General features: G+C 61.3%; 12 protein-coding genes and 4 tRNA genes. 12 read left to right on the top strand and 4 right to left on the bottom strand.

Annotated features, from left to right (window positions below; all coding sequences use genetic code 11):
* The first annotated feature begins 13 nt into the window (after positions 1-13).
* Both WBK23_RS03740 and WBK23_RS03735 read left to right on the top strand, forming a co-directional pair.
* Entirely contained in the window at positions 14-907 is an 894-nt protein-coding gene (locus WBK23_RS03740) for an ATP-binding protein (protein WP_424482632.1), read from the top strand.
* Positions 900-1,382, top strand: coding sequence for a GAF domain-containing protein (locus WBK23_RS03735; protein WP_424482631.1), 483 nt, complete (start codon positions 900-902; stop codon positions 1,380-1,382). Before WBK23_RS03740 ends, WBK23_RS03735 begins: the two co-directional genes overlap by 8 nt.
* Before the next feature lie 70 nt (positions 1,383-1,452).
* Here WBK23_RS03735 and WBK23_RS03730 read toward each other — a convergent pair whose 3' ends face one another.
* Positions 1,453-2,115 carry a glutathione S-transferase family protein gene (locus WBK23_RS03730; RefSeq protein ID WP_424482630.1) on the bottom strand — a complete coding sequence of 221 codons (663 nt, stop codon included), beginning with the start codon at positions 2,113-2,115 and terminating at the stop codon, positions 1,453-1,455.
* Positions 2,116-2,166: 51 nt separating this feature from the next.
* Positions 2,167-2,937 carry a hypothetical protein gene (locus tag WBK23_RS03725; RefSeq protein ID WP_424482629.1) on the bottom strand — a complete coding sequence of 257 codons (771 nt, stop codon included), beginning with the start codon at positions 2,935-2,937 and terminating at the stop codon, positions 2,167-2,169.
* Positions 2,938-3,161: 224 nt separating this feature from the next.
* Here WBK23_RS03725 and WBK23_RS03720 point away from each other — a divergent pair.
* From WBK23_RS03720 to WBK23_RS03705, 4 genes are all read left to right on the top strand, one after another.
* Positions 3,162-3,237 (top strand) — tRNA-Glu (locus tag WBK23_RS03720).
* Positions 3,238-3,275: 38 nt separating this feature from the next.
* A tRNA-Gly gene (locus WBK23_RS03715) sits at positions 3,276-3,351 on the top strand.
* 43 nt (positions 3,352-3,394) lie between these two features.
* Positions 3,395-3,470 (top strand) — tRNA-Glu (locus tag WBK23_RS03710).
* A 21-nt stretch (positions 3,471-3,491) separates the two neighbouring features.
* Positions 3,492-3,567, top strand: a tRNA-Gly gene (locus tag WBK23_RS03705).
* Positions 3,568-3,676: 109 nt separating this feature from the next.
* On the opposite strand, the gene WBK23_RS03700 is transcribed toward WBK23_RS03705, so the two are convergent.
* Positions 3,677-4,087: a PA2817 family protein gene (locus WBK23_RS03700; RefSeq protein WP_424482628.1), complete on the bottom strand. Its 411-nt coding sequence runs from the start codon at positions 4,085-4,087 to the stop codon at positions 3,677-3,679.
* Between the two features lie 180 nt (positions 4,088-4,267).
* Here WBK23_RS03700 and WBK23_RS03695 point away from each other — a divergent pair, with 180 nt between their 5' ends.
* From WBK23_RS03695 to WBK23_RS03675, 5 genes are all read left to right on the top strand, one after another.
* Positions 4,268-4,927 carry a transglutaminase-like domain-containing protein gene (locus tag WBK23_RS03695; RefSeq protein WP_424482627.1) on the top strand — a complete coding sequence of 220 codons (660 nt, stop codon included), beginning with the start codon at positions 4,268-4,270 and terminating at the stop codon, positions 4,925-4,927.
* A gap of 208 nt (positions 4,928-5,135) precedes the next feature.
* Positions 5,136-6,068 (top strand): ABC transporter ATP-binding protein, encoded by a 933-nt coding sequence (locus tag WBK23_RS03690; RefSeq protein WP_424482626.1) that lies wholly within the window; start codon positions 5,136-5,138, stop codon positions 6,066-6,068.
* An 11-nt stretch (positions 6,069-6,079) separates the two neighbouring features.
* Positions 6,080-6,859, top strand: coding sequence for an ABC transporter permease (locus WBK23_RS03685; protein WP_424483283.1), 780 nt, complete (start codon positions 6,080-6,082; stop codon positions 6,857-6,859).
* A gap of 97 nt (positions 6,860-6,956) precedes the next feature.
* Positions 6,957-7,982: an efflux RND transporter periplasmic adaptor subunit gene (locus tag WBK23_RS03680; protein ID WP_424482625.1), complete on the top strand. Its 1,026-nt coding sequence runs from the start codon at positions 6,957-6,959 to the stop codon at positions 7,980-7,982.
* On the top strand, positions 7,979-11,047 hold the full coding sequence (locus WBK23_RS03675) for an efflux RND transporter permease subunit (protein ID WP_424482624.1): 3,069 nt from the start codon (positions 7,979-7,981) through the stop codon (positions 11,045-11,047). The genes WBK23_RS03680 and WBK23_RS03675 overlap by 4 nt, the downstream gene beginning before the upstream one ends.
* A 98-nt stretch (positions 11,048-11,145) precedes the next feature.
* On the opposite strand, the gene WBK23_RS03670 is transcribed toward WBK23_RS03675, so the two are convergent.
* The gene (locus tag WBK23_RS03670; RefSeq protein ID WP_424482623.1) at positions 11,146-12,153 is read right to left on the bottom strand and encodes an NADP-dependent oxidoreductase; all 1,008 of its coding nucleotides are present in this window, start codon (positions 12,151-12,153) and stop codon (positions 11,146-11,148) included.
* Between the two features lie 224 nt (positions 12,154-12,377).
* On the opposite strand from WBK23_RS03670, the gene WBK23_RS03665 reads away from it, so the two are divergent.
* The gene (locus tag WBK23_RS03665; protein ID WP_424482622.1) at positions 12,378-13,139 is read left to right on the top strand and encodes an SDR family oxidoreductase; all 762 of its coding nucleotides are present in this window, start codon (positions 12,378-12,380) and stop codon (positions 13,137-13,139) included.
* Positions 13,140-13,205: the final 66 nt, after the last annotated feature.

Raw genomic sequence — 13,205 nt, 5'->3', positions numbered from 1 at the left:
TCTGGAGTGTGTCGTGGATTCGCGTTTAAGCAGTTTTTTAGTGCGGGCCGAGGACGTGCTGAGCCGACTCGAGCCTTTGTTACCCGCGCCGCGTTTGCTTATTGATTGGCGGCAGAGCCTGGCTGCGCGCTGGCAACGTGATGGTCGCAGTGGTTTTCTGCTGCCGCTCAAGGTCAGCCTCGATCTGCACCTGAGTGACCTGATCGGAGTGGATCGTCAGCGCGAACAGTTGGCGCGCAATACTCGGCAGTTTATCCAGGGTCTGCCGGCCAACCACGCGCTGCTCTGGGGCGCGCGCGGTACGGGTAAATCATCGCTGGTGCGGGCGCTGTTGGCCGAGCATGCGGCTGCGGGGTTGCGCCTGGTTGAGATCGAACGTGATCATCTGGCCGATCTGCCGCGCATCGTCGAGCAACTGGCCGGTTTGCCGCAGCGTTTTGTGCTGTTCTGCGACGATCTGTCGTTCGAGGCCGGCGAGGGCGATTACCGCATGCTGAAAACCGTGCTCGACGGCTCCCTGGAGCGTGCGCCGGACAATGTGCTGCTGTACGCCACTTCCAACCGCCGTCATTTGCTGCCGGAGAAAGAGAGCGACAACGAAAACTGGCAGCGCGTGGATGGCGAGTTGCACCCCAATGAGGCCGTGGAGGACAAGATCGCCTTGTCGGACCGTTTCGGCCTGTGGCTGTCGTTCTACCCCTTCACTCAGGAGCACTTCCTCGATGTAGTGCGCCACTGGATCGAGGTGCATGCCGCGCAGGCGGGGTTGGCCTGGCAGTGGCATGAGGCGTTGGAAAAGGCGGCGATTCGCTGGGCCTTGGGCCGTGGTAATCGCAACGGCCGCTGCGCCTATCAATTCGCCCGGGACTGGGTCGGCCTGCAATTGCTGAGTAAAACCGATGATTGATCTGCAGCAAAGTGGCCAGGGGCTCGATGGCTATCCGCTGCTGACGGCGCAGCTGCAGGCGCTGCTGGCCGGTGAGCGCGACTTTATCGCCAATGCTGCGCAGTTCTCGGCGTTCCTGTTTCAGGAACTGGCGCAGTTGAACTGGGCCGGGTTTTACCTGGCGCGCGGTGACGAGTTGGTGCTTGGGCCGTTTCAGGGCAAGGTGGCCTGTGTGCGCATTCCGTTCGGGCGTGGCGTATGCGGCGCGGCAGCAGCTAGCCGGCAAACCCAGCGGGTCGAGGATGTGCATGCCTTTGCCGGGCATATCGCCTGCGACAGTGCGTCCAATAGCGAGCTGGTGGTGCCGCTGCTCAAGGATGGCCGCTTGATCGGCGTGCTGGATCTGGACAGCCCGCTGCTGGCGCGTTTCAGTGCGGCGGATCAGGCGGGCATAGAGCGCCTGGTCGAGGTGTTTGTGCAATCGACCGACTGCTGAGCCTCGCTAACGCCAAGGCAAAAGAAAGCCCGGCAAGTGCCGGGCTTTTTCTTGCCGATCGATCAACGGCTCAGGCGTTGGCCGCCATCTTGGCGAGCATCTTCTGTTCGCCCGGCAATACACCCTGCACCGAGGCGCGGGCCTTGATTCGCGCGTAGTGCGCATGCAGGTTGGGCCAGCGTTGTGCATCCAGCTGTTCGTCGCCATGCTGCATATTGATCAGTTGGCAGGCTATGGCCAGATCGGCCAGGGTCAGGCTGTCGCCGACAAAGTACTCGGCGGCACCCAGGGTCTGTTCCAGGTAGTTGAAATGCGCCGGGAGTTTTTCCTGCAGGGCTTTCTGTACGGCGGCTTCGTCGCAGCTCTGGCCCATGCTGGGTTTTAGCGCGCGATTGCGGAACACCGTGAAGGTGCACAGTGGTGCCAGCTCATAGTCGGCGTATTTTTCCAGCCAGCGTACCTGGGCACGTTGTTCGGCGTTGTGCCCGAGCAGGCTGGGGCGATCCGCCTGTTTGTCGTCGAGGTATTGGCAGATCACGCTGGAGTCGGCGAGGCTGAAGTCGCCATCCTTGAGCGCGGGAATGCGCCCCAGTGGGTTGAGGTCGCGGTACCAATCCGGCTGGCCGAACGGCAGGATGATTTCCAGTTGGTAATCCAGCGCTTTCTCCGCGAGAAACAGGCGCACTTTGCGGACGAAGGGCGATAGCGGGGCACCGTAAACGATCAGGCTCATGCTGGGGTCTCGTCGGTTCGCACGGCCGCGCCGATTGGCGCGGGGAGGGCATCAGTCGTAGATGTTCTTCTTCTTCCACTCGTCTTCGCCGCCGAGCGACTTCAGGCCCTCGTCCAGCTCGCTGGCCTGGTCGGCGCGGGGCTTGCTGTTTTCCAGAACCATGGCGTTGGCGTTGGCGAGTTGCTCCTCGAACTTTTTCAGGGCGCTCTGGTAAACCGCCGGGTCAGGCTGTTTGCGCAGGTATTGCACGCCGCGCTCGAACGCCAGGCGCGCCTGGCCTGGCTGGTTCTGTTGCAGCGCTTGTTGGCCGAGGTTGCCGAAGAACTCGATATGCACCTGGGTCAGCATATGGCGCACTTCTTTGAGCCAGTGCTTGGCCTCGTTGGCCGGGATAAGCCCCTCTTTGGCGCTGCGGGTCAGCTGGCCGTGCAGGCCCTCCAGCTGGAAACGTACATCCTTGGCCTTGGCTTCATTGAGGATGGGCTGTGCTGGATTGTTGACCGCAATCGACTCGCCCTGCGCAATCAGTTTGCGCAGCTCTTCAATACGCGCCTTGAGGGCGTTGTTGCCCTTGTCCAGTGGCAGCATGCGTTCACTGAAGTGCAGCTGCAGGCGGCTGAGCAGCAGCTTCAGGGCTGGGGTCATGAGTTGGCCGGGGAGGGCTTCGGCGAGATCGGTGCAGCGGCGCAGGCGGTCGTTGAGGTCGGCCTTGATGCGCGCCTTCTCCAGCTTGTTGTTCTCGACCATATGATTGATGTAGGCAATGGCGATCAAAACGACGATGCCAGAAACAATCAATATGGTAATCACGAGTGGGGACATGGGTGGAGCCTCTCGATCACCGGTTTTTCGTCCGAGTGTAGTGCCTTAGCCAGGAGGCTGATAGGGCTGCATCACATTCGGGACTGAAGTCTTTGATTTATAAAATTTTTTACGCGGAGGTTGACGAGCCTTGCAAGGCTCCATAGAATGCGCGCCACTTCGTAGCGCAATGCCTTAGGGCGGAACGTGTAGAAGCCGGAGAGAAGTTGTAGTTTCCGGGCTGCGTCCCCTTCGTCTAGTGGCCTAGGACACCGCCCTTTCACGGCGGTAACAGGGGTTCGAGTCCCCTAGGGGACGCCACTTCTTTATGAAGTGTGCTGCTTTAAACCAAGTTGTATGCGGGAATAGCTCAGTTGGTAGAGCACGACCTTGCCAAGGTCGGGGTCGCGAGTTCGAGTCTCGTTTCCCGCTCCAGATTCAGGTCATCTGCTCAGGCAGGTAGCCGACAAGTTCCAAGGTCCCCTTCGTCTAGTGGCCTAGGACACCGCCCTTTCACGGCGGTAACAGGGGTTCGAGTCCCCTAGGGGACGCCATTTTTAGTACCAAGCTACATTGCGGGAATAGCTCAGTTGGTAGAGCACGACCTTGCCAAGGTCGGGGTCGCGAGTTCGAGTCTCGTTTCCCGCTCCAAATAAATGAAAACGCCGCTCACTGAGCGGCGTTTTTATTTTTGCGTTTTAAATACCCATAAAAAAGCCCGCCGGTGATGCCGTGCGGGCTTTTGTGCGTCTGGTAGCGCTTAGTGCGTGCTGCCTTGGGCAGGCATCGCCAGCAGCTGCTTTTCCTGATTCCAGTCGAACGGTTCGTCGTTCTCTGCGGCGTAGAAGCGGCGCTCTTCGAGGGTCTGGTACATCTCGATTTCTTCGTCCGGCATAAAGTGCAGGCAGTCGCCGCCGAAGAACCACAGCAGGTCGCGGGGCACCAGGTGGGCGATCTGCGGGTAGCGCTGGAAGACCTGGCTGATCAGGTCCTGGCCGAGGTACAGGCTGGCTTCCGGATCGCTGGGCAGGTCGGCGAGCAATTCGTCGTAGCGCTCCAGGTACATGGCGTGGCTGTCATCGAGAATCTGCTCGGCTTCGCCCAGGGCCACCAGAATGGTGCGCAGGTGCTGCAGCAGCGTGAGGTGATGGTCGATGTGGGTGTTGGCCATGGGGCAATCCTGTAGGTAAAACGGGCGCGCAAGTATAAGGGCATGCGCCTTGGCTGTCCCGGCTACTGCGCAGTCGCCCGGCGAACGGATGGCGACAAGAGCGGTGAGCTTGGCCGAATCGTCGTAACCCAGGCGGGATTGGCCTGGCTAGACTGGCGCATCAATCATGGAGAAGCCCTGATGCGCGAATACCTTGAGCCTGGCCGTTTTATCGACAGTGATCACCCTGCGCTGGTGGCATTCGCCGAGGCGTTTCGCGGGGCCAGTCGTGAGCCGCGCGAACAGGCGATCAAGCTGTATTACGCGGTGCGTGATCAGATTCGCTACAACCCTTACGTGTTCAGCCGTGATCCTGAAACCCTGAAGGGCAGTCACGCCTTGCTTGCCGGCGAAAGCTACTGCGTGCCCAAGGCCACCCTGCTGGCGGCGTGCGCTCGCCATTGCGGCATTCCGGCGCGAATCGGCCTGGCCGACGTGCGCAACCACCTGTCCACACCGCGCTTGCTGGAGATGCTGCGTAGTGAAGTGTTCGCCATGCACGGCTATACCGAGCTGTATCTCGACGGGCGCTGGGTCAAGGCCACGCCGGCGTTCAACCTGCAGCTGTGTCAGCTGTTCAAGGTCGCGCCGTTGGAGTTCGATGGCCTGAGCGACAGCGTGTTTCACCCGTTCAACCAGCAGGGTGAGCGTTATATGGAATACCTGCGCGACCACGGCCAGTTTGCCGATGTGCCGTTGGAATTGTTCTTCGGTCATCTGGCTGTCTGTTATCCGCACCTGTTTGTCGAGGATGCGCAGTCGATCAGCGGTGACTTTGCTGGCGAGGCAGTACCCGGTTGATCTATCGACAGGGCTGATAAGCATCATCGGCAACTGGCGGGTTTCTTCCGCGCGCAGCGCTGCTAGGCTGCTGGCCTGCTTTGGGGCATCGAGTTATCCGGTAAAAGGGCTGCGATAGCGGCCGCCCAGGCGCTAGACTTGGGCACTTCGTGCTGTACAGCTCGGCCCCTCTCGAATTTTTCTTCTCTACTCAGGTGCGCGCATTTTTATGAGTACCGCTCTGTCTATCCGTCAATTGAGCAAAACCTACGGCAACGGCTTCCAGGCTTTGCATGGCATCGATCTGGATGTGGCCGAAGGTGACTTCTTCGCCTTGCTCGGCCCCAACGGTGCCGGCAAATCCACCACCATCGGCATTCTCTCCACCCTGGTGACCAAGAGCGGCGGCACGGTCAATGTGTTCGGCCATGACCTGGACAAACAGCCGTCGGCGCTCAAGCGCTGCCTGGGTGTGGTGCCGCAGGAATTCAACTTCAACCAGTTCGAAAAACCCTTCGATATCGTGGTGACCCAGGCTGGCTACTATGGCATTCCCGCGAAAATCGCCAAGGAGCGCGCCGAGCAATACCTCAACCAGCTCGGCCTGTGGGGCAAGCACAATGTGCCGTCGCGCGAGTTGTCGGGCGGTATGAAGCGCCGCCTGATGATCGCCCGCGCCCTGGTGCACCAGCCGCGCTTGCTGATTCTCGATGAGCCGACTGCCGGGGTTGATATCGAACTGCGCCGTTCGATGTGGGGCTTTCTCAGCGAGCTGAACGAGCAGGGCATCACCATCATCCTCACCACCCATTACCTGGAGGAGGCCGAGCAGCTGTGCCGCAATATCGGCATCATCGACCACGGGCGTATCGTCGAGAACACCAGCATGAAGGAGCTGCTGAAGAAGCTGCACGTGGAAACCTTCCTGCTCGACCTCAAGGAGGCGCAACTGATGCCGCCGCAGTTGCTCGGCTACCCGGCGCAGCTGCTTGATGCGCATACCCTGGAGGTGCAGGTGGAGAAGAGCCAGGGCATTACCGAGCTGTTCCGCCAGTTGGCTCTGCAGAAAATCGAGGTGCTGAGCTTGCGTAATAAAACCAATCGCCTGGAGGAACTGTTCGTTTCCCTGGTCGGCAAGAACCTGGCGGGGGTGGCGGTATGAGCACGGCGTATCTGAATTCCGAACTGGCCGCCAACCTGGTGGCGCTGCGCACCATCGTCTACCGCGAGGTGCGCCGCTTTACCCGCATCTGGCCGCAAACCCTGCTGCCGCCAGCGATCACCATGGTTTTGTACTTCGTGATCTTCGGCAATCTGATCGGCCGGCAGATCGGCGATATGGGTGGCTTCACCTATATGGAATACATCGTGCCGGGGCTGATCATGATGTCGGTGATCACCAACTCCTACGGCAACGTGGTGTCGAGCTTCTTCGGCAGCAAGTTCCAGCGCTCCATCGAGGAGCTGATGGTCTCGCCGGTGTCGCCGCATATCATCCTCACCGGCTATGTGGTTGGCGGCGTGCTGCGCGGCCTGGCGGTGGGCTTTATCGTCACCCTGCTGTCGCTGTTCTTCACCCACCTGCAGGTGCATCACCTCGGCATTACCGTGCTGGTGGTGCTGCTGACTGCGACCATCTTCTCCCTGGGCGGGTTTATCAACGCGGTGTATGCGCGCAATTTCGACGATATTTCGATCATCCCGACCTTTGTCCTGACGCCTCTGACCTACCTCGGTGGGGTGTTCTATTCGATCAGCCTGCTGCCGCAGTTCTGGCAGACGGTGTCGCTGGCCAACCCGGTGCTGCACATGGTCAACGCCTTCCGTTACGGCATCCTCGGCGTCTCGGATATCCGCATCGGCGTGGCCATCGCCTTTATGCTGGTTGCCACCGCCGTGCTCTACGCGGTGTGCATCCGCTTGCTGGTGACGGGCAGCGGCATGCGCCAGTAGTGCCGGCGCAAGGCTAATATCGGGAAACATGTTTAACGGCTGAGCAGCACGGCCCGGCCGTTAAACTCGGCCTCTATAACAAAATTAGGGGTTGTATATGGTTGCCCGCGCGCATGTTCTTCTCGCCGCCACGCTGTTGGCGGCGGTTGCCTGGCCGATTCAGGCCGAAGAGCCGCCGGTGGTCGAGGTGGTGCCGGTCGCCAAGAGCCTGGTGCGCGATGAGCTGATCACCTTCGGCTCCTTGCGCTCCGATGAGTCGGTGATGATTCGCCCGGAAATTGCCGGCCGCCTGAGCAGCCTGCATTTTCGTGAAGGGCAGAGTGTCGAGGCCGGCGCGCTGCTGGTCAGCCTGGATGATTCGATCAGCCGCGCCGAGTTCGCCCAGGCCCGCGCTAACCTGAACCTGGCAGAAAAGAACTTTGAACGCGCGCAGATGCTGTTCAAACGCGGCGCGAGCAACCCGCAAGCCCTCGACGAAGCCAGCGCGCAACAACAGGCGGCCCGCGCCACTCTGGCGTTGTCCCAGGCGCGTCTGGATAAAACCCAAATTCTCGCGCCCTATGCCGGCGTGCTCGGCCTGCGTCAGGCCAGCCCCGGCGATTACCTCAGCGAGGGCCAGGGCATCGTCAATCTGGAAGTGCTCGACCCGCTCAAGGTGGATTTCCGTATTCCGCAAAAAGCCGTCAGCCAGATCCGCCTCAAGCAGACCATCGAAATCAGCCTGGACGCCTACCCGGACGAACGTTTCAGCGGCGAAATCTTCGCCATCAACCCGCGTCTGGATGAGGTCGGCCGTAGCCAGGCCGTGCGCGCGCATATCAGCAACAGCGATGGGCGTTTAAGCCCCGGACAGTTCGTCAAGGTGTCGGTGATTCTCGCCGAGCGCCCCAATGCCCTGGTGATCCCCGAAGAAGCCTTGATGCCTGTAGGTGAGCGCTTGCTGGTCAACCTGGTGGTGGACGGCAAGGTCGAGGTGCGTGAGGTCAAGCTGGGCAAGCGCCAGGCCGGATTGGTCGAGGTGCGTGAAGGCTTGGACGGTAGCGAGGTGCTGATCAGCGCCGGTTGGCAGAAGGTCCGCAACGGTGATGCAGTGCGCAGCAAGGCGGCGGAGCGCACGCCATGACCCTGTCGGATATCTGCATCCGGCGGCCGGTGTTTGCCACGGTGCTGTCGCTGATCGTGGTGCTGCTCGGCTTGATGGCCTATGACCGCCTGGCCGTGCGTGAGTACCCGAATATCGACGTGCCGATTGTCACGGTCAACGTCACCTATCCCGGCGCCAGCCCGGAGATCATGGAGTCGCAGGTCGCCCAGCCGATTGAGGATGTGCTCTCGGGCATCGAGGGACTGGATTTCGTCAGCTCCATCAGCCGCTCGGAAAACACCCAGATCACCGCGCAGTTCATCCTTGGCAGCAACTCCGATGAAGCCGCCAACGATGTGCGCGACCGTCTTGGCCGCGTGCGTGGTTTGCTGCCGGATGAAATCGCTGAGCCCATCGTGCAGAAGGTCGAGGCCGACGCCCAGCCGGTGATCTGGCTGGCGTTCTACAGCGAACGCTACAGTGCCATGGCGATTACCGATGTGCTGGAGCGGGTGATCAAGGACCGCCTGCAGACCATTCCCGGCGTGTCCGAGGTGCAGATTCGCGGGGCGCGCACCTACGCCATGCGCATCTGGCTCGACCCGGAGAAGCTCGCCGCGCACAACCTCACGGTACAGGACGTGGAAGATGCGCTGCGCCGGCAGAACGTCGAGATTCCGGCCGGGCGTATCGAATCGCAGCAGCGCGAATTCACCGTGCTCACGGAAACCGACCTGAACACCCCCGAGCAATTCAATCAGCTGATTCTCGATGACTCGCGCGGCTACCTACTGCGCCTGGCCGATGTTGGCCACGCCGAGATCGGCGCCAAGGACGAGCGCAGTATCGTTCGCTACAAAGGCCGCCCGGCGGTGTCGATGGGCATGATCAAGCAGGCCACGGCCAACCCGCTGGACATCTCCGATGGCCTGGCGCAGGCCTTGCCCGATATTCGCGCGCTGTTACCGGACGGCATGGAAATGGCGGTGGCCAACGACAACTCGCTGTTTATCCGCGAGTCGATCGACAACGTGTTTATCACCATCTGGGAAGCAGTCGGGCTGGTCATCCTGATCATCTTTATCTTCCTGCGTTCGTTGCGCGCCACCATCATCCCGCTGGTGACCATCCCGGTGTCGCTGATCGGCGCGTTTGCCCTGATGTCGCTGATGGGCTTCACCATCAATACCCTGACGCTGCTGGCCATGGTGCTGGCGATCGGTCTGGTGGTGGATGACGCCATCGTCATGCTGGAGAACATCCACCGGCATATCGAAGAGGGCATGGCCCCGGTGCAGGCCGCGCTCAAGGGCAGCCGCGAAATCGCCTTTGCGGTGATGGCCATGACCCTGACGCTGGCCGCCGTGTTTGCCCCGATCGGCTTTATGCAGGGCACCACCGGCAAGCTGTTTACCGAGTTCGCCTGGACCCTGGCCGGCGCGGTACTGGTGTCGGGCTTCGTCGCCCTGACCCTGACGCCGATGATGTGCGCACTGCTGCTCAAGCCGCATCAAAGCGGTGAGCGGCACAACCGCCTGTATAACCTGATCGAGAACTTTCTCAACGGCCTGACCTACAGCTATAAACACCTGCTGGCCAAGGCGCTGAGCGCCTGGGTGCTGGTGGTGGGCGTGCTGTTACTCACCATCGTCACCTGCGTGCTGCTGTTCTCCGGCCTCAAATCCGAGCTGGCCCCGACTGAAGACACCGGCACCATCATCGGCGTATTCAACGGCCCCGACGGCGCGACCCTGAACTACACCAGCCGTTACGCCGAGGAGATTGAAGCGGCGTATGCGAGCATCGCGGAAACCAACCGCTATATGGTGATCGCCGGTTTCCCCACGGTGGCCCAGGGCATTTCCTTTATGAAGCTGGAGGACTGGGCCGAGCGTAGCCGCAGCCAGTTCGAGATACGTAACGAACTGCTGCCCAAGTTGCAGGCCATCGCCGGCGTGCGCGCCTACCCGGTCAACCGCCCGCCACTTGGGCAGAGCGCGCGTAACCAGCCGGTGAATTTCGTGATCCGCTCCTCCATGGAGTACGCCCAGTTGCAGGGGTATGTGGATGAGCTGCTCAGCCAGCTGCGTGACTATCCCGGCCTGGAAAGCCTCGATAGCGATCTCAAGCTCAACGCGCCGCAGCTGAAAGTAGCGGTCAACCGCGAGCAGGCGGTGGTGGTCGGCACCGACGTGGCCACCATCGGCCGCAGCATGGAAAGCCTGTTTGGCAGCCGCCAGGTCACCCGCTTCAAGCAGAACGGCGAGCAGTACGACGTGCTGGTGCAGTTGCAGGGCGTCGACCGCAGCAACCCCGACGACCTCAACCGGGTCTACGTGCGTGGGCGCAACGACAACATGGTGCAGCTCTCCAACCTGATCGAGGTGCGCGAGACGGTGGCCCCGCGTGAGCTCAACCACTTCAACCAGCTGCGCGCGGTAACCATCAGCGCCAACGTTGGCAGCGGCTACACCCTGGGCGAAACCCTGCAGCACCTGGAGCAGGTCGCTCGCGGCGTGTTCCCGGCGGAAACCCAGTACGACTACACCGGCACCTCGCGTGACTTCAAGGAGTCCAGCGCCGGTATTGCGCTGATCTTCGCTCTGGCCCTGGCATTTATCTTCCTGGTGCTGGCTGCGCAGTTCGAGAGCTTTAGCGACCCGCTGATCATCCTGTTCAGCGTGCCATTGTCGATGGCCGGGGCCTTGCTGGCGCTGACCTTGTTCGGCGGCACGTTGAATATCTACTCGCAAATCGGCCTGGTGACACTGATCGGCCTGATTACCAAGCACGGCATCCTGATCGTCGAGTTCGCCAACGTGCTGCTGCGTCAGGGCCATGAGTTGCGCGCGGCGGTGATCGAGGCGTCGGTGCAGCGTTTGCGGCCGATTCTGATGACCACTGGGGCGATGGTGTTGGGTTCGCTGCCGTTGGCGATTGCCACGGGCGCGGGGGCGGAAAGCCGGCAGCAGATCGGGCTGGTGATTGTCGGCGGTTTGCTGGTCGGTACGCTGTTCACCCTGGTGGTGATTCCGACCCTGTATATGCTGCTGCGCCGCTGGCGGCCGATCCAGCAGGAGATCGAGGAAGTGGCAATTGCCTAGGGAGAGTGGGCACAGCGCAGGGCCTGTGGGAGGGGCTTTAGCCGCGACATTGCAGCGTCGCGGCTGAAGCCCCTCCCACCCAAGCCGGAACCGGGCGCTTAGTCGACCTTAAGCACCAGCTTGCCGAAGTTTTCGCCGCTGAACAGCTTGAGCAGGGTTTCCGGGAAGGTCTGCAGGCCGCTGACAATGTCTTCCTTGGATTTCAGCTTGCCGCTGGCCAGCCAACCGCCCATCTCCACAGCCGCTTCGGCGAAGCGCGTGGCGTAGGTCATCACCACCATGCCTTCCATGCGCGCGCTGTTGACCAGCAGGTTGAGGTAGTTGGCCGGACCTTTGACCGCCTGTTTGTTGTTGTACTGGCTGATCGCGCCGCAGATGATCACTCGCGCCTTGAAGGCCAGGCGGGTGAGCACCGCATCGAGAATGTCACCGCCGACGTTGTCGAAATACACATCCACGCCTTTCGGGCATTCGCGCTTGAGACCGGCGATCACGTCTTCGTTCTTGTAGTCGATGGCACCGTCGAAGCCCAGCTCATCAATCAGAAACTTGCACTTGTCCGCGCCACCGGCGATGCCGACCACGCGGCAGCCCTTGAGCTTGGCGATCTGCCCGGCAATGCTGCCGACCGCACCGGCCGCGCCGGAAATCACCACGGTTTCGCCGGCTTGCGGTGCGCCGACATCTAGCAGGGCGAAATAGGCGGTCATGCCGGTCATGCCCAGTGCCGACAGATACAGCGGCAGCGGCGCGCGCTTGGGGTCGACCTTGTAGAAGCCCTTGGGCTCACCGAGGAAATAATCCTGCACGCCGAGGGCACCGTTTACATGGTCGCCCACGGCAAAATCCGGGTGCTGCGAGGCCACCACCTCACCGACACCGAGGGCGCGCATCACTTCGCCAATGCCGACCGGCGGGATATAGGACTTGGCATCGTTCATCCAGCCGCGCATGGCTGGATCCAGTGACAGGTAGGCGTTTTTCACCAGGATTTGCCCGGGGCCGGGTTCACCGACACTGGTTTCCACATAGCTGAAAGTCTCGCGGCTGGGCAGGCCGACCGGGCGTTGGGCAAGCAGGAACTGACGATTGAGTGGGGCAGTCATGGCAGGTACTCACTGAGCGGAAAGACTGTTGATAGCCCGTAGTGGTGCAATCGGCAAGATTTGCCCGCGGGACGAATGGTGTTTAATCCATTCGAATGATAGGTGGCCTGGGGTGTTAATCACTCGTTTGGATGAAGCCATCACCAGCAGTTTGATAGTGCTGCCTTGGCGGCGGGCAGCTGATTAGACTCGCTGCAGTTTCTAATCCTTGCGAGGACACGCAGATGAGCTTGAGCTTTTCCGGCCGGGTTGCCCTGGTCACCGGTGGTGCTGCTGGTATTGGTCGTGCCACGGCACTGGCATTCGCCAACGAAGGCCTGCAAGTGGTGGTGTCCGACGTTGATGTGGCGGGCGGCGAGGCGACTGTCGGGCTGATCCGTGAAGCCGGCGGCGACGCACTGTTCGTGCGCTGCGACGTGACCCGTGACGCCGAGGTCAAGGTGCTGATGGAACGCACCCTGGGTGCCTACGGCCGTCTGGATTATGCCTTCAACAACGCCGGCATAGAGATCGAGAAGGGCAAGCTGGCCGAAGGCAGCGAAAGCGAGTTCGACGCGATTATGGGCGTCAACGTCAAAGGCGTGTGGCTGTGCATGAAGCACCAGATCCCGCTGCTGCTGGCCCAGGGTGGCGGCGCCATCGTCAACACCGCTTCGGTTGCCGGCCTGGGCGCTGCGCCGAAGATGAGCATCTACGCTGCCTCCAAGCATGCGGTGATTGGCCTGACCAAGTCGGCTGCGGTCGAGTATGCGAAGAAGAAGGTGCGAGTCAACGCGGTGTGCCCGGCGGTGATCGACACCGACATGTTCCGCCGCGCCTATGAAGCCGACCCGAAGAAGGGCGAGTTCGCTGCCGCCATGCACCCGGTTGGGCGCATCGGCAAGGTCGAGGAAATCGCCACCGCCGTGCTCTACCTGTGCTGCGATAACGCGGCGTTTACCACCGGCCAGGCGCTGGCGGTGGACGGCGGCACCACGGCGATCTGATTCCGTTACGTAATAAAAAAGCGCCTATTTGGGCGCTTTTTTTATACCTCGCCATTTCTTTCACAC

The sequence above is a fragment of the Pseudomonas sp. genome (assembly GCF_049653025.1).
GTDB lineage: Bacteria > Pseudomonadota > Gammaproteobacteria > Pseudomonadales > Pseudomonadaceae > Aquipseudomonas.
Note: the sequence above shows the minus strand (reverse complement) of the source record. Positions and strands in the feature narration are given on the sequence as shown.